Below are 16,631 nucleotides of genomic sequence, written 5' to 3' on the forward strand. Positions count from 1 at the left end.
ACGACCCCCGCGCATCAATAGGCCCCCTGCCCATGGACCACCGCACGCAGCGTCTTCCACAAGATCACTGTGTCCAGGGCGAGCGACCAGTCCTCCACGTACCGCAGGTCCAGCCGGACCGCCTCCTCCCATGGCAGATCGCTGCGTCCGCTGATCTGCCACAGGCCGGTGAGCCCGGGCTTGACCAGCAGCCGGCGCCGGATGTCCGGGCCGTACGCGGCGGACTCCTCCGGCAGCGGAGGCCGTGGACCGACGAGCGACATCGATCCGGTGAGCACATTGAAAAGCTGCGGGAGCTCGTCGATCGAGTAGCGGCGCAGCACCGCTCCCACCCGGGTCACCCGCGGATCCCGGCGGAGCTTGAACAGCAGGCCGGCGCCCTCGTTGCGGTCGGCCAGTTCGGCCCGTGCGCGGTCGGCCCCGGCGACCATGGTGCGGAACTTGAGAATGGTGAACTCGCGGCCGTCCTTGCCGACCCTGCGCTGGCGGTAGAACGCCCCGCCCCGGCTGTCCACCAGCACCAGCAGCCCGACGAGCACCATCAGCGGCGCGAACAGCAGCAGCAGGATCGCCGCGCCCACCCGGTCCACGACCTCTTTGACCGCCCGGCGGCCCCCGGTGAAGGCCGGCATGCTGACCCGCAGCAGCGGGATCCCCAGCACCGCGTCAATGTGCAGCCGCGGGCCGGCCACCTCCATCAGCACCGGTGCCACCACCATCTCGGCGTCGCTGCCCTCGAGGTTCCAGGCCAGCCGCTGCAGCCGGTCCGGTGACCAGTGCGGGTCCGGGGTGACCGCGACCACCCGGTAGCCGTCGCGCCGGACATGGCCGGCGACCTCCGCCAGCGGGCCGACGACCGGCACTCCGTCCAGTTGGTCACCGTCGAGTCCTGGACCGTCCGTGGTGCACACCGCGTCCACCCGCCAGCCGAGATGCGGGAACTTACGGGTCCGGGCGATCAGATCGCGCACGGTGGCCGGGCTCCCGGCGGCGAGCACCGGCCGCAGGCACCGTCCCTCTTTCCGCTGTTTATGCAGCCAGAGGCGCAGCAGATACCGCGCGGTCATGGTGACGAGCGCGATCGCGGGAATCGCGGCGAAGATCCAGAGTTTGATATTGCGCGAGGTGAGGGCGATCCCCCCGAGCGCCAATACGACGGCCGCCGTGGACAGTGAGCGTCCGAGCCGGCGGAATTCCTCGGCCCCCTGGCCCAGCACGGCCGGAGCCCACGCCCGGCTCACCGCGAGCGCTCCCAGCACCAGCAGTTCGGTGCCGAAGGCGAGAATTCCCCACTTCTCATGCCAGTTGGTCGCGTCCCGGGCCCCGAAGAAGATCCCGATCGACGCCACCACAAAGGCGGTGGCCAGAGTATCGCTGGTGATCACGGTACGGCGGTACCGCTGTTCCCAGTCGATCTCCGGCTGGCTGATTGTCCCGTTCCCCAGGCGTCTTCGCTCCGACGGAAACGGGCTGACTAATTCCCCCTGCCGCACAAGTCCCCCCAGGTCGCCAGTGGTTCGACGTGTTCGCCTGGCACTGTTGCTCCCCCCTCGGGAGGCCCCCGCCTCCCGCACATGAAACCCCGGCTATTTCAGGGCTACTTGGAAAACCGCCACTTTGGCAGCAGCGACCTCGCACATCCCGCCGGCCTCTTGAGCGCACGGGAACCCGTCGAGTCCTCGGGTGCTCCCCGTACCCAAGGCCCCCCCCCGGGCGCCAAGAATTGATCACCCCCACGTCTGGCACCGGGACGCGACTGATGGATCTCCGGCAGCGCCGGCCCCATAGATCATTACTGGTCGCCTCGTACCCGAGCGGCTGAAGCACGCACAATCTAGACCAGGGAAGCCAAGTATGTAGAGGGGTCGTGTGAAATTTGTGTTCAGCGTTGAGAATTCATCAATCGATCATTCGCCGCCTAGGGGCCTGAGGCGGGCGGGGGGTGATCGAATTGGTAGCCGGGCGGCGCGACTTGATCGGGGCGGTCCGGCACACGTCATCGGCCGCCCCCTGACGGTCAGGGGGCGGCCGATGCAAGAAGCGAAGCAGCGGCCTCAGCCGGCGGCGAGCTCCGCGAGCCGGCGCTTGTCCGGCTTGCCATTGCGGTTGAGGGGGAAGCGCTCAAGGACAACAACGCGGTCCGGGCGCTCATAGGCGGAGAGCATTCCGTTGAGCCGCTCGCGCCAGTACGCCTCCGGCCGCTGCTCCTCGTCCTCGATGAAGAACACCAGCTGGGCACCGCGCCGTTCATCGGGCAGCGGGACGATCCGCGCCGAGCAGCCGCCCTTGGCGACCTGACGTTCAATCACCTCCGGGTAGAGGGTGTAACCCATCCGGTGCACCGCGGACTTGCGGCCCAGGACGAAGAGATTGTCCCCCTCGTCCAGATACCCCAGGTCACCGGTGCGCTGCCAGCCGGTGGGGGTAGGCAGCAGGGTGCCGTCCTCGGCGAGGTGCCCCTCGAGCCCGTCGGGGGTGTCCACCTCGATCTCCCCGATCGCGCCCGGCGGCACCGGGTGCCCGGAGTCGTCCACGATCCGCAGCTTGATGCCGTCCATGACCTGCCCGCAGGCCACCGGGTTCTCCAGGGTGGCGAAGGCGATATTGCCCAGTTCGGTGGAGCCATAGCTGTCCAGCAGCGGCTGCCCGAACTCCTCGCGGTAACGCTCCACCAGCGGATCGTCCAGCGGCGCGGCGCCCACACAGAACATCCGCACCCGCTCCATGCTGCGCCTCAACTCCGGCTTGCGAGCTGCCAGGTTGAGCATGCTGCGGTAACTGGCCGGGGTGGCGTCGATCACCGTGGCGCCGGTCTGGTCCGCCATCAGCAGCGCCCGGTCCAGCCGGCGGTAGGGGGCGATCACCAGGGAGCAGCGGCTCTGCCAGGCGATCAGCACCATGGACAGGCCGTACTGGTGCGGGAAGGGCAGCAGCGGCAGCAGCACATCGTCCGGCCGGTGCCCCACCTGCGCGGCATTGCGCTCCAGGTTCTTCAGGAACTTCCGGCCCGACTTCACCACGCCCTTGGGCGTTCCCGTGGAGCCGGAGGTCCACATGATCAGCCCGTCCGGCAGAGCACACCAGGTGTCCACCGACAGCCGCTCCCCGCCGGTTTCCCGCCCGGCGGCGGCCACCAGCAGCGAATACAGGAGGATGGGACGCTGTTCCTTGTCGAGCGGGGCTTCCTCATCGGCCAGCACCACTCGGGCGCCGGTGCGCAGGATGATCTCCCGGGTGTCCCGGGCGTGTTCCTGCTGGTCGATCAGGACGATCGAGGCGCCGGCGTGCATCAGGGCGAGCAGAGTCACCACCCACGCCGTGGAGTTGCCGGCCTTGAGCACCACCCGGTCGCCGGGGACGATGCCGTGTTCACGGAGCACCTGGGCGACACGTACGGCCTCGTCCTCGGCTTCGAGGAGGGTCCGCACGGAGTCAGCCGCAAAGATCTTCGCGGTCACCTGTCGCACGCTTCCTTTGTCTGCGGGTGTTTGCGGAGCTTGCTGCCCTGCCCAGTCTGCTGAGACGGATGGGGGCACAGAACCCTTAAGGCCCCCGTAGGGGCCCCTGGTACGGCAATGGAGGCGGGTGCGAGCCACCCGAGCGCTCTGGCTACCATCCGGAGAATGGCCCGACAACAACCGCTCCTGGACCGCCTTGCGCCCAGCTGGCTGGTGGTCCAGCTGCTGGGGACCGTCGTCCTGTCCGTCATCCTCGCCGTCTCCGGAGAGGACAAGCCCTGGGTGTGGGCGCTGTACGCGGCGTCCTGTCTGGGCTGGCTGTTGTTCGTCGGCTGCGGACGGATCCTGCCGGACCTGGCACACGCCGCGCTGATCGGCAGCACCCTGCTGGCCTCGGCCGCGATCGGCTTCGCCGCCGACCCCGCGGCGACCGCCATGTGCAGCGTGCTGCTGGGCCGGCTGTGCGCCCTGGATGAAATCCCCGTCCGGCGGCTGTCCTTGACCGTCGGCCTGGTCCTGGCACTGCCCCTGGTGACCCAGACGGCCCATGGACTCCCGCTGTCCACGGTGCTGTTCACCTTTGTGCTGCTGGTGGTCGCCGTGCTGCTGGGCCTCAACCGCCGCCAGTACGCGGTACAGATCCGCCAGGCCCGGCAACTGCTGGAACAGACCGAGTGCGCCAATGCCGAACAGGCCCGCGCCGCCGCGCTGGCCGAACGCTCCCGCATCGCCCGGGAGATCCACGATGTGCTGGCCCACTCCCTGGGCGCCCTCAGCGTCCAACTGGAGGTCGCCGACGCCCTGTTGAGCGAACACGACGATGTGGACCAGGCGCTGGCGCGGGTGCGCCGCTCCCGGCGGCTGGTCCAGGAAGGCCTGCGCGAGGCCAGACGGGCCGTCGCCGCCCTGCGCGGCGATGTGCCCTCCCTCCAGGAGGCGCTGGCCGAACTCGGCCAGGAGCATCAGCGCGACCACCGGGTCGCGGTGGCCTTCCAGGTCGAGGGCGAGCAGCACCCGATATCGTCCGCGGCCACCGTCTCCCTGCTCCAGGCAGCCCGGGAAGCACTCACCAACGCCGGACGGCACGCCCCTTGGGAACGGGTGGAGATGACCCTTCGCTACCGGCAGGACTCGGTGGGCATCGAGATACGCAACCGGCTGCCCGAGGAGCCGCCGGTCCAGCCGGAGATCCATGTTCCCGGCTATGGCCTGACCGGCATGCACGAACGGCTGGCACTGGTCGGCGGCACGCTGGCCGCCGGACCGCAGGAGAAAGGAGCGGACGGCGGCGAGTGGTGGCTGGTGACCGCCACGGTGCCGAAGTGAGCGGCCGGGCAGGTCAGTCGGTGGTCAGGCCCTGGGTGATGGCGTAGCGCACGGCGTCGGCGCGGTTCTGCAGCCCGGTCTTGGAGTAGATGTTGTTCAGATGCGTCTTGACCGTGGCCTCGCTGATGAACAGCGCGGCGGCGATCTCCGCGTTGTTCAGGGTCCGCGCCACCAGCCGCAGCACCTCCACCTCCCGCCGGGTCAGCCCGTCCGGCCCCGGCGGGCACTGCCGTGCCTCGTCCTCACCGCCCTTCGCGGACAGGGCGTTGACCAGATACCGGGTCACCCGCGCGTCCAGGGTGAGATTGCCGGAGACCGCCGAACGCACCGCGGCCGCGATCTCGGCACGGCCCGCGTCCTTGGTCAGATAGCCCCGGGCTCCCGCCCGCAGCGCCTCGATGACCAGCTTGTCCTCGGCATAGGTGGACAGCGCCAGCACCGCCACCCGGGGATGGTCACGGGTGATGCGGCGGGTCGCCTCGATGCCGTCCATCACCGGCATCCGCATGTCCATCAGCACCACATCGGGGGAACGCTCGGCGACCAGCCGCAGCGCGGCCTGCCCGTCACTGGCGTCGCCGACCACCTCGATGCCCTCCAACAACCCGGCCAGCGCGGTCAGTCCCTCCCGCACGATCTCCTGATCGTCCACCACGGCCACTCGGATCGGCCGCTGGGCCGGACGGTCTTTCATCTTCTGGGGAACCTCCGCTGTCTCGGCCGGACGGCGGCGGTCAGTCCGGCATCCCGGGCAGCGAGATTAACTGGTCATGGATGAGGTTGACGACCTGGCGCCGGTCGGAGTCGAGAAAGCCGCGCGCGCCGGGGAACACCTCCAGGTCGAAGCGACCGCCGGTGCACAACGCCCAACCTCCCATGTCCGCCGGCGAAATACGCGGGTCACTCCCGCTCATCAGCGCCACCACATCGCAGGACAACGGGGGTTCGGCCGGGACGGTACGGCAGGGCTGCGGAGCGCTCTGCGAGGAGACGAACAGGGTGCAGGGCACCCGCCCGGTCTCGCGCTCCAGCCGCTGGGCGACCCGGTAGGCCAGATATGCGCCCGAGCGGTGCCCGAACAGGGCCAGCGGCCGGTCGGTGTGGTCCGCCAGTGCCTCGAAACAGCCGGCCACCAGCGCCTCGGTGCGGGCGATGTGGGAGGGCGCCGGAGATCCGTCCCAGTGCGGATACTGGAAGGCCAGCACCTCCACGGTGGGCAGCAGCAGTTCCGACATTCCCAGGAAGGCCGCCGCCGAGCCGATGAAATGCGGAAAACAGGCCATTTTGAATTTACTGGGAGTAAGGAGGTGGCTGATGCTGATCACCTCGACGTCTTCAGCAACTGCCAAGGACACCGCCACGTCCCTTCATGGAGATTTGGTGACTACTGCTTGAACACAGCCATCACACTATGCCCGGACCTGCAGGGCCATACACCCACAGGCTGATTTTTCGATACGGAGAACGGCCGCGGAAGCCGCGGGCCGCCTTCCGGAGTGGGGGTTCCGACAGGGGCGACTAGGGGTTGCCCGGCCAATTCCCCTTCTCTACCTTGCCCTTTAATGCCGCAATTGTGACCTGATCGAATGAGGGCCAGTCGATGCTCAAGGTGAGGGGTCTTACCAAGACCTTCCGAAGCCGGAGAAACACTGTAAAAGCCGTACAGGGTGTTGATTTCGACGTGGCGGAGGGGGAACTGGTGGGCTTCCTCGGCCCCAACGGCGCCGGAAAGTCCACCACGCTGCGGATGCTCTCCACGCTCCTGCGCCCGACCAGCGGCGAGGCCGTCGTCGCGGGCTGCGACCTGCTGGCGGACCCCAACGGGGTGCGCAACCGCATAGGTTATGTGGGCCAGGGCAATGGGGCCGGCGCCGGCCTGCGGGTCGGCGAGGAACTCGTCATGCAGGCACGGCTGTACGGGATGCCCGCCGCCGAGGCCAGGAGCCAAGTGACGGATCTGCTCAAACAGTTCGACCTGGAGGGGATGGACAACCGCACGGTCTCCACCCTCTCCGGAGGCCAGCGCCGCCGCCTGGACATCGTGATGGGCATTGTGCACCGGCCCGGTCTGGTCTTCCTGGACGAGCCCTCCACCGCCCTGGACCCGCAGAGCCGCAGCAATCTGTGGGAGCACATCCGGTCCCTGCGCGACCGGCACGGCACCACCGTGTTCCTCACCACGCACTACCTGGACGAGGTGGACGCGCTGTGTGAGCGCATCCTCGTCATCGACGACGGCAGGATCATCACCGAGGGCACCCCGGACTCCCTCAAGACGGAGGTCTCGGGTGACCTGGTGACCCTGCACACCGGCGCCCCCGCCGAGGCCGCCACGGTGATCGGCCACCTTCCCGGCGCCCGCGAGGTGACCACGGACGCCACCTCGGTACGGTTCCGGGTGCCCCGCGGCGACGCGGCGGTGCCCGTACTGGTCCGCGAACTGGACCGCATCGGGGCACCGGTTGAGGCCGTCAGCACCCAACGACCCACTCTCGATGATGTGTTCCTCACCCTGACCGGCCGCAGCCTCAGGGATGCCGAGGCCGGTGCCGGCGACGGCGCGGAACAGGAGTAGACCCATGACACGTACCCTGCGACTGTTCCGGCACACCCGTCTGGTGTTCGTCCGCTCCGCCCAGCCGTGGCTGCGCAGCCCGGCACTCCATATCGTCGCCGTTTTCAGCCCGTTGCTGTATCTGGTGCTGTTCGGGCCGCTGGTGAAGAACGCCCTGCCGCCGAAGGTGGACGCCTGGCAGTGGTTCGTTCCCGGCATGCTGATGCAGCTCACCCTGTTCGGCGCCGCCTACGCCGGCTTCGCCATCACCCCCGAACTGCGCAGCGGCGTCACCGAACGGCTCCGGGTCACCCCGGTCAGCCGGCTGGCCCTGCTGCTGGGCCGCGTCCTGGGCGACATGGCCCAACTGGTCATCCAGGGCGGCGTGCTGCTCGCGGCCGCCACCGCCTTCGGTTTCCGCACCCCGGTGCTCGCCGTGGTGCTCGCCCTGGCCCTGGCCGCCGTTCTCGGCGCCGCCATCAGCTCGCTCTCCTATGCGCTGGCCCTGACGGTCAAGGAGGAGAACAAGTTCGCACCGCTGCTGAACATGATGCTGGTGCCGCTGATGCTGCTGTCCGGGGTGCTGCTGCCGATGGACAACGCGCCCGGCTGGCTGCACACCCTGTCCAGGATCAATCCGCTGTCCCATGTGGTCGAGGCGCTGCGGGCCATCACCGCCGGACACTACGGCTCCACCGCCGCCGTCCAGGGCACGCTGATCACCGTGGTGATGGCGGTGGTATGCGGGCTGCTGGGCTGGCGCACCATGGCCCGTAACCAGGCCTGAGGGCCAACACCGAAGGGCCCGGGGCCGCTTGTGCGGCCCCGGGCCCTTTGTCCGTGCGGCGGGAGCGGCCCGGTCAGTCCTTGATCTCGCACAGGACGAAGCCGGAGGTCACCGCGGCCCCCGCGGTCACGGCCAGGTCCTTGACGGTGCCCGCGCGGTGGGCGTTGATGGGCTGCTCCATCTTCATGGCCTCCACCACGACCACCAGATCGCCCTCGGCCACCTGGTCGCCGTCGGCCACCGCGACCTTCACCACGGTGCCCTGCATGGGGGAGACCACCGCGTCACCGGAGGCGGCCGAGGGGGAGCGGCGGGCGGTCTCCCGCCGCGGGCGGGGCCTGGGCCGGGCCCCGCCCGGCGCGGCCGCCCCGCCCAGCGAGGAGGGCAGCGAGACCTCCAGGCGCTTGCCGCCGACCTCCACCACCACCGTCCGGCGCTCCTCCTCCGCCTGGCCGTCCTGACCGCCCGCGCCGGTGAAGGGCTGGATGGTGTTGTTGAACTCGGTTTCGATCCACCGGGTGTGGATCCGGAAGGGCTCGGCGGTGAAGTCGGGGTCGGCGACCACGGCGCGGTGGAAGGGGATGGCGGTGGCCATGCCCTCGACCTCGAACTCGGCCAGGGCGCGGGCGGCGCGCTGCAGGGCCTGTTCCCGGGTGGCGCCGGTGACGATCAGCTTGGCCAGCAGGGAGTCCCAGGCCGGGCCGATGACCGAGCCGGACTCCACACCGGCGTCCAGGCGCACGCCCGGGCCGGTGGGCGGGCTGAACTTGGTGACGGTGCCGGGGGCGGGCAGGAAGTTGCGGCCGGGGTCCTCGCCGTTGATGCGGAACTCAAAGGAGTGACCGCGCGCCGGCGGGTCGTCGTAGCCGAGCTCCTCGCCGTCGGCGATGCGGAACATCTCCCGCACCAGGTCGATGCCGGTGACCTCCTCGGTGACCGGGTGCTCCACCTGAAGACGGGTGTTGACCTCCAGGAAGGAGATGGTGCCGTCCTGGCCGACCAGGAACTCCACGGTGCCCGCGCCGACATAGCCGGCCTCCTTGAGGATGGCCTTGGAGGCGCGGTACAGCTCGGCGTTCTGCTCCGCGGACAAAAACGGGGCCGGGGCCTCCTCCACCAGCTTCTGGTGGCGGCGCTGCAGGGAGCAGTCACGGGTGGAGACCACGACCACATTGCCGTGCTGGTCCGCCAGGCACTGGGTTTCCACATGCCGGGGACGGTCCAGGTAGCGCTCCACAAAGCACTCGCCGCGGCCGAAGGCGGCCACCGCCTCGCGCACCGCGGAGTCATACAGCTCCGGGACCTCTTCCATGGTGCGGGCGACCTTCAGGCCACGCCCGCCGCCGCCGAAGGCGGCCTTGATGGCGATCGGCAGCCCGTGCTGCTCGGCGAAGGCCACGACCTCCTCGGCACCGGACACCGGGTCGGGGGTACCCGCCACCAGCGGCGCGCCCGCGCGCTGGGCGATATGACGGGCCGCCACCTTGTCGCCGAGGTCGCGGATGGCCTGCGGCGGGGGGCCGATCCAGATCAGCCCGGCGTCCAGCACGGCCTGGGCGAACTCGGCGTTCTCGGACAGGAAGCCATAGCCGGGGTGGACGGCGTCGGCCCCCGACTCGGCCGCCGCGGCGAGCACCTTGGAGATATCGAGGTAGCTGGTCGCGGGGGTGTCACCGCCCAGCGCGTACGCCTCGTCTGCCACCCGGACATGCAATGCGTCACGGTCCGGGTCGGCGTAGACCGCCACACTGCCGATCCCGGCATCCCGGCACGCACGAGCGACGCGGACAGCGATTTCGCCACGGTTGGCGATGAGCACCTTATACACGATGCATTTCCTCAATCATCACTCGATGGACATGTCCATGGTTGCTCTGTCGCCGCCCTCACCGGGGCCTGCCGCTGTTGCGCCAGGCGCCCGGACCGCGCGGAACCGGCCAGGCGGTCAGCCGCTCGGCGGGCGCGGACCAGGTACGGGGGGACGGCGGCCGCCCGGACTGCCCCGTGTCCTCCCCGCCGGCCTCGCGGGCCAGCAGGGTGCGTACCACCACCACGGCCGCGGCCAGCTCCTCCGGCGTGGCGTCGCCCCGCACCACCCGCAGGTCGAACGCTTCCCCGCTGCCGGTCACAGCGGGATGTTCCCGTGCTTGCGGGGCAGCCGGGAGGTGCGCTTGCCGCGCAGCGACCGAAGGGCGCGGGCCACGCTCTCCCGGGTCTCATGCGGCATGATCACGGCGTCCACATAGCCGCGTTCGGCCGCCACATAGGGGTTGCACAGCGCGTCCTCGTACTCCCGGCGCAGCCGGGCCCGTTCCGCCTGCGGGTCGTCCGCCGCGGCGATCTGCCGCCGGTGCAGCACGGTCACCGCGCTCTCCCCGCCCATCACCGCGATCTCCGCGGTCGGCCAGGCGAGATTGACGTCCACGCCGGTGTGCTTGGAGCCCAGCACGCCATAACCGCCGCCGTAGGCCTTGCGCGTGACCACGGTGACCGTGGGCACGGTGGTCTCACAGTAGGAGTACAGCAGCTTGGCGCCGCGCCGGATGATGCCGTGATGCTCCTGGTCCAGGCCCGGCAGAAAGCCGGGGACGTCCGCGAAGGTGACCACCGGCACATGGAAGCTGTCGCAGGTGCGCAGGAAACGCGAGGCCTTCTCACTGGCGTTGATGTCCAGCACCCCGGCGTTGACCGTCGGCTGGCTGGCGATCACCCCGACGCTGTGCCCCTCGATCCGGCCGAAACCACAGATGATGTTCTGCGCGAACAGCGGGTGCACCTCCAGCAGTTCGCCGTCGTCGAGCACGGCGCTGATCACCCGGTGCATGTCATAGGGCTGGTTGGGGTTGTCCGGGATCAGCCGGTCCAGCGCCAGGTCCGCCTCGGTCGGCCCGGCCGGCTGGTCCGAGTCGAAAACCGGCGGGTCCTCAAGGTTGTTGGACGGCAGGAAGGACAGCAGCTGACGGGCGTAGTCGATGGCGTCCTTCTCGTCCTGCGCCATGTAGTGGGCGTTGCCGGTGATGGTGTTCTGGGCCCGGGCCCCGCCCAGCTCCTCCCGGTTGACATCCTGGCCGAGCACGGTGCGCAGCACATCCGGGCCGGTGACAAACATATGGGACAGCCCATCCACCATGATCACAAAGTCGGTGAGTGCCGGGGTGTACACCGCGCCGCCCGCGCACGGGCCCAGCACCAGCGAGATCTGGGGAATCACCCCCGAGGCCTGGACATGGCGGCCGGCCAGCTGGGTGTAGTACGCCAGCGCCGTCACACCCTCCTGGATACGGGCCCCGCCACCGTCGTTGAGGCCCACCACGGGGCAGCCGGTGCTCAGCGCAAAGTCCATCAGCTTGAGCATCTTCTCGCCGTGGGCCTCGCCCATGCTGCCCCCGAGCACGGTGAAGTCATGGGCGAAGACACATATCCGGCGGCCGTCCACCGTGCCATGGCCGGTGATCACACCGTCGCCCAGCGGGCGGTGGTCCGCCATGCCGAACTCCTGGCTGCGGTGCCGCACCAGGGCGTCCAGCTCGGTGAACGACCCTGGGTCCAACAGCAGTTCGATCCGTTCCCGGGCACTGAGCTTGCCCCGTTCGTGCTGGCGGCGGATCGCGTCGGAGTCGGCGTGCGCCGCCAACTCCTCCCGGCGCCTTTGCAGTTCGGTCAGCCGATCGGCGGTGGTACGCACCGGTTCTCCCTTTGTGCTTGTCATGACGCATGCTCCGGCGCGGGCGCCGCCGGCCTCAGCTCACCGTCCAGGTAGAGCTTGCGGCAGGCCCGGCGCTGGATCTTGCCGCTGGTGGTGCGGGGCAGGGCGCCACGCCGCACCAGCACGATCTCCTCTGCCGTCAGCCGCTGCCCCTCATGGACGGCCGCCCGCAGCAGCCCGGCCAGTTCCTCGGCAGTGGTGCCGCGCAGCACCTTGCCGTCCACCTCCACGGCCACCACCAGCCGTTCGGCGGTGCCGTCGTCGACCGAGAAGGCCGCGGCGCAGTTGGGCCGCAGTCCGGGCACCGCCGACTCCACGGACAACTCGATGTCCTGCGGGTAGTAGTTGCGGCCCTTGCGGATGATGACATCCTTCAGCCGGCCGGTGACATACAGCTCACCGTCGTACAGAAAACCCAGATCCCCGGTGCGCAGATGGGGCGGGCCGGAGTGTTCCCCGGCGACCCGGGCGCGGAAGGTCCGCTCGCTCTCCGCCTCCCGCCCCAGATAGCCGTCCGCCACGCAGGGGCCGTCGATCCAGATCTCGCCCACCCGGCCCGGAGGGCACTCCCCGAGGGTGTCCGGGTCCACGATCCGCACCCGGGTGCCGCGCACGGCCACGCCCGAACTCACCAGCGGCTGCGCCCCGTCCGCCGGTCCGCCGGCCGGCTCGATGACCCCGGCCGCAAGCGCCCGGGAGGACACCCACAGCACCTTCGGTTCGGTGTCGGCGGGGCTGCCGGTGGCCTTGAGGGTGTTCTCGGCCAGCCCGTATCCCGGGCACATCGCCTCCGGCCGGAAACCGGCGGGCGCGAAGGTGTCGGTGAACGACCGTATGGTGCGCCGGCGCACCGGCTCCGCCCCATTGGCGGCGATCCGCCACGAGGACAGATCCAGATCCCCGGCGGACTTGCCGGCATAGGCCTGAACGCACAGTTCGTAGGCGAAGTTCGGCGCCGCGGCATGGGTGCCGCGGAAGCGGGAGACGGCCTCCAGCCAGCGTCCCGGGCGGCGGACAAACGCGTCGGGGGCCATCAGATAGGCGGGGACCCCCGAGCACAGCGGCAGCATGACGCCGAAGAGCATGCCCATGTCGTGGAAGAGCGGCAGCCAGGACACCACCACCGCGTCCGGCCCCGAAGGCCACAACTCCTCGGTTTCCGCGACGTTTTCCAGGAAGTTCCGGTGGGTGACCCGCACGCCCTTGGGATCGCCGGTGGAGCCGGAGGTGTACTGCAGCAGCGCGATGTCCTCCGGCGCGGGCCGCCCGCCGCGAAAGCCGTCGCCCGCCCCGGCCGGTAGCTCGTCGGTGGCCACCAGGGTCAGCCCGGCCAACTCCGGCAGCCGCCCGAAGCGTTCCTGCAGGTCCCGTGCGACCTCACCGGTGGTCAGCACGGTGGTGGTGCCCGCGTCGTCGGCGATCCGGCGCAGCCGGGCCAGTCCGCGCTGCCGGGTGGGCAGTTGCACCGGGGCGGCGGCCACTCCGGCATACAGGCAGCCCAGCAGGGTGCGGACGAATTCCAGGCCGGAGGGGTAGAGCAGTACCACCGCGCGGCCGGACAGGCCCGCCGCCGCCAGGGCCGCCGCCCGGTCCAGGGCATCGCGGTCCAACTGGCGGTAGGAGAGCGACTCCTCGGGCTCCTCGCCGTCCCGCAGGAACACAAAGGCCGTCGCGTCCGGCTCCTTCTCCACGCGCAGCCGCAGCGCATCCGTCACGGTCTCGGGAACGCCCGGCGGAGAACCGAGCTGGGTGATGGTCATTGTCGTGAATACCCGTTCTTTAAGGGGAGGGGAACTGGGAATACGAAAAATCACAGACAAAAGGTCTTCGGGGGTGGATTCGGTCAGCCCTCGGGCAGCTCCACCGGGGCGAGCGAGGCGAACAGGTCACCGGGGCCCGGATTGTCGGGCGGGCACGCCCCGCCCAGGTGGCGCAGCACACCCCACACCGCGTTGAGCGCGGTGGTCACGGCGCCCTCGGCGAACCCGGCCGTCCAGGACACATCGTCACCGCACAGAAAGAGACCGCGGTGGCGCGGATCCATGCCCGACTGCATGAAATGGGTGAACAGCCGCCGCTGGTAACGGTAGTGGCCGGGCAGGTTCGCCTTGAAGGCGCCCATGAAATGCGGCTCGTTCTCCCAGGTGACCGTCACCGGGGCGCCCACGATATGCGAGGCGATGTCCACCCCCGGATAGATCCCGTCCAGGGTGCGCAGCAGCACCCGCAGCCGTTCGTCGGGGGTGAGCGTGGAGAACTTCGCCGAGTCGTCGTTCCAGGTGTAGGACAGGCACATCACCCCTGGCCGGCCGGGCCCGTCGTCGAAGAGATACACCCCACGCGCCAGCCGGTCGGTCAGGGTCATCCCCATCCGCTCCCGCCCGGTCACCGGGTCCGCATCCCGCCAGAACGGGCGGTCGGTCAGCACGAACAGCTTGGAGGAGCCCATGTAATGGGTGCGTTCCACCGCTATCCAGTGCTCGGTGGGCAACAGATCCGGATCGCACTCGATGTGATTCAGCAGCGCCCACACATGCGGGGTGAACACCACCGCCGGGTACTCGGCCCGCCGCCCCGCGGCGTCCACCACCGTGAACCTCTCACCCGACCGTCGCAGGGCCGTCACCCCGGGCCGCGGCCGGCCGCCGTGCAGCGAGGACAGCGAGGTGCCACGCGGCCAGTGCGCCAGGCGCTCCGGACGGTGCTCCCACAGCCCCTCCGGCACCTGCTGCGCCCCGCCCCTGATCAGCATCTGGTTGTCGTCCGCGTCGGTGGCCACCACCCGCAGGATCTCCAGCACCGAGTTGGGGAAGTCGGTGTCCCAGCCGCCGGTACCAAAGCCGACCTGCCCGAACAGCTCCCGGTGCCGGAACGAGGCGAACGCCGGGGAATCGGCGAGGAATCCATAGAAGGACTCATCGTCGAAGGCCGCCACCAGCCGGTTCCATACCGCCTTGAGCGTCTCCAGGTCCCGGTCCCGGATGGCGCTGCGCAGCGTGGACAGTCCGGCCCGCTCCTGGAGTGTCTTCTCCCAGGCCTCGGCCACCTGCTGATAGGGCTCCGGAAGATCCTCGGTACAACGCGCCCATTCTCTGCGGCCGTTGAGGTCGATCAGGGTGGCAGGGGTCGCCCGGGCCAGCGGGTTGGGGAACGGACGGGTGGTCAGCCCCAGCAGATCGATGTAGTGGAACAGTGCCCGCGCCGATATCGGAAAGCGCATCGCCCCCAGGTCCGCGACATAGGCCGGATCGGCGTCGAAGGGCACCGACCGCATACGGCCGCCGAGCCGCCCCGCCTCGTACACCACCGGCCGAAGGCCCAGCCGCATCAGCTCATAGGCCGCCGTCAGCCCGGCCATGCCCCCGCCGACCACGGCCACCTCGGTACCCGCATGCCGGGCGGGCAATGCCCCCAGACCGGATGGATGAGAGAGCCAACTGTCGTACGAGAAGGGGAAATCCGGCACGAGCATGGTTACCGGAGCCGGAATGGCTGACGTCATTTGGAAAACCCCTCGAACCCGTCGCGATGCTGCCGCGAAGGTATTTTTGGCCCACCACGGGCCGCAACCCCTACCCACCCTGTTACCGGTGGATACGGGTTCCCGGCGGCCGCGGCCGCACCAGGGATGCGGGGTCCCGGTAGGGGGCCTATGGGGTGGCCCGGCCGTGCCCGCCTGACCTAGCGTGAGGGCTTGTTCTGTCGTCCGCCGACCGGTTGTGGTGAAGCTCAATATGGAAGAGAAGGCAGCTGTCGTATTCCCGGGGATGGCGCCGTCAGACTTTTCCGCGGCGGGCAAGTTCATGGTGCTCGACGAGTATGTGCGAAGGCGCCTGCCCATTGCCGACAAGGTCCTCGGCTACTCGCTCCTCGACCGCTTCTACGAGTCCGGCGACGAGTACTCCGAGGCCGCCCAGGCCGCGTTCCTGGTCAACTCCCTTGCCCTGGCCGACCGGGCCGTTCAGCGGCTGGGTATGCGCGCCGACTATTGCACCGGCCCCAGCTTCGGACAGAAGGCCGCCGCGGTCTTCACCGGCGCCATGGACTTCGCCGACGCCCTGCGCATGACCGTCGAACACGCCCGCTGCGAAGAGGAGTTCTTCGCCACCGAATACTCCGACGTGGTCACCCACACCGCGGTCCGGGTGCCCGAGGACGCCCTGCGCGAATACCTGGACTCCCTCACCGCCCAGGGCCACTGGTACGACATCTCCGGCCGTCTGGACGACGGCTTCCTGATGGTGTCACTGCGCGAACCCCTGCTCGACGGCCTCAAAAAGGCCATCAGCGCCATGGGCGGCTACTCCATGTCCACCATGCGCCCGCCGGTGCACGCCAGGGCCTTCGCCGGCCTGCGGGCCAAGGCCGAGGCGGAGTTCATGTCCGGCCACACCATCGGCGCGCCCGGCCTGCCGGTCATCGCCGACCAGGACGGGCGGATCGTGGAGACCGCCGACGACCTGCGCGCCATGATGATGGACACCTTCGACCGGCCCCTCGACTGGCCCGCAGTGGTACGGACCCTCAAGGACCTGGGCGTTGCCAAGGTCTACATCCCCGGACCGGAGAATCTCTTCCGCCGGGTGCGGTGCACCGTACGCAACTTCGAGGTCGTCTCCGTGGACCCCAAGAGCACCCTGCGAGAGATCCTCCGCCCGGTGCGCACCGCCCGGGAAACCGCCGGCACCCGCTGAACCCCCGATGCCCGGCGCGCGATTCGGGGGCGAATAGGGGTGTAGCCGGGCCCAGGGCTCCCCGTAGCGTCGCATGGCATCCGCCATTCCTCTCTCTCGTCAGCAA

The 16,631-nt window shown here is 69.7% G+C and carries 13 protein-coding genes; 4 read left to right on the top strand and 9 right to left on the bottom strand.

Annotated features, from left to right (window positions below; translation table 11 throughout):
* Positions 1-14: 14 nt before the first annotated feature.
* Together CV755_RS07290 and CV755_RS07295 are read right to left on the bottom strand one after the other, a co-directional pair.
* A complete protein-coding gene (locus tag CV755_RS07290; protein WP_109279350.1) occupies positions 15-1,493 on the bottom strand; it encodes a sugar transferase in 1,479 nt (492 codons plus the stop codon).
* A 561-nt stretch (positions 1,494-2,054) separates the two neighbouring features.
* The gene (locus CV755_RS07295; RefSeq protein WP_109279351.1) at positions 2,055-3,458 is read right to left on the bottom strand and encodes a class I adenylate-forming enzyme family protein; all 1,404 of its coding nucleotides are present in this window, start codon (positions 3,456-3,458) and stop codon (positions 2,055-2,057) included.
* 165 nt (positions 3,459-3,623) lie between these two features.
* On the opposite strand from CV755_RS07295, the gene CV755_RS07300 reads away from it, so the two are divergent.
* Positions 3,624-4,784: a sensor histidine kinase gene (locus CV755_RS07300; RefSeq protein ID WP_109279352.1), complete on the top strand. Its 1,161-nt coding sequence runs from the start codon at positions 3,624-3,626 to the stop codon at positions 4,782-4,784.
* Between the two features lie 13 nt (positions 4,785-4,797).
* On the opposite strand, the gene CV755_RS07305 is transcribed toward CV755_RS07300, so the two are convergent.
* Positions 4,798-5,478, bottom strand: a complete 681-nt coding sequence (locus CV755_RS07305; RefSeq protein WP_109279353.1) for a response regulator transcription factor — start codon at positions 5,476-5,478, stop codon at positions 4,798-4,800.
* A 40-nt stretch (positions 5,479-5,518) separates the two neighbouring features.
* Positions 5,519-6,139 carry a thioesterase II family protein gene (locus CV755_RS07310; protein ID WP_422070516.1) on the bottom strand — a complete coding sequence of 207 codons (621 nt, stop codon included), beginning with the start codon at positions 6,137-6,139 and terminating at the stop codon, positions 5,519-5,521.
* Positions 6,140-6,465: 326 nt separating this feature from the next.
* Here CV755_RS07310 and CV755_RS07315 point away from each other — a divergent pair, with 326 nt between their 5' ends.
* On the top strand, positions 6,466-7,359 hold the full coding sequence (locus CV755_RS07315; RefSeq protein ID WP_241561029.1) for an ATP-binding cassette domain-containing protein: 894 nt from the start codon (positions 6,466-6,468) through the stop codon (positions 7,357-7,359).
* Between the two features lie 4 nt (positions 7,360-7,363).
* The gene (locus CV755_RS07320) at positions 7,364-8,125 is read left to right on the top strand and encodes an ABC transporter permease (RefSeq protein ID WP_109279356.1); all 762 of its coding nucleotides are present in this window, start codon (positions 7,364-7,366) and stop codon (positions 8,123-8,125) included.
* A 73-nt stretch (positions 8,126-8,198) separates the two neighbouring features.
* Here CV755_RS07320 and CV755_RS07325 read toward each other — a convergent pair whose 3' ends face one another.
* The 5 genes from CV755_RS07325 to CV755_RS07345 all read right to left on the bottom strand — a co-directional run bounded on the left by CV755_RS07325 (position 8,199) and on the right by CV755_RS07345 (position 15,333).
* The gene (locus tag CV755_RS07325) at positions 8,199-9,953 is read right to left on the bottom strand and encodes an acetyl/propionyl/methylcrotonyl-CoA carboxylase subunit alpha (RefSeq protein ID WP_109279357.1); all 1,755 of its coding nucleotides are present in this window, start codon (positions 9,951-9,953) and stop codon (positions 8,199-8,201) included.
* A gap of 58 nt (positions 9,954-10,011) precedes the next feature.
* Complete coding sequence (locus CV755_RS07330; RefSeq protein ID WP_241561030.1) at positions 10,012-10,254, bottom strand: acyl-CoA carboxylase subunit epsilon; 243 nt, start codon at positions 10,252-10,254, stop codon at positions 10,012-10,014.
* A complete protein-coding gene (locus tag CV755_RS07335; protein ID WP_109279358.1) occupies positions 10,251-11,834 on the bottom strand; it encodes an acyl-CoA carboxylase subunit beta in 1,584 nt (527 codons plus the stop codon). The genes CV755_RS07330 and CV755_RS07335 overlap by 4 nt, the downstream gene beginning before the upstream one ends.
* On the bottom strand, positions 11,831-13,591 hold the full coding sequence (locus CV755_RS07340; protein WP_109279359.1) for a fatty acyl-AMP ligase: 1,761 nt from the start codon (positions 13,589-13,591) through the stop codon (positions 11,831-11,833). Before CV755_RS07340 ends, CV755_RS07335 begins: the two co-directional genes overlap by 4 nt.
* 83 nt (positions 13,592-13,674) lie before the next feature.
* Positions 13,675-15,333 (bottom strand): flavin monoamine oxidase family protein, encoded by a 1,659-nt coding sequence (locus CV755_RS07345; RefSeq protein WP_109279360.1) that lies wholly within the window; start codon positions 15,331-15,333, stop codon positions 13,675-13,677.
* Between the two features lie 265 nt (positions 15,334-15,598).
* On the opposite strand from CV755_RS07345, the gene CV755_RS07350 reads away from it, so the two are divergent.
* Positions 15,599-16,525 (top strand): ACP S-malonyltransferase, encoded by a 927-nt coding sequence (locus CV755_RS07350; protein WP_206608392.1) that lies wholly within the window; start codon positions 15,599-15,601, stop codon positions 16,523-16,525.
* Positions 16,526-16,631: the final 106 nt, after the last annotated feature.

It is taken from the genome of Streptomyces orinoci (assembly GCF_003121295.1).
Classification (GTDB): Bacteria; Actinomycetota; Actinomycetes; order Streptomycetales; family Streptomycetaceae; genus Streptomyces; species Streptomyces orinoci.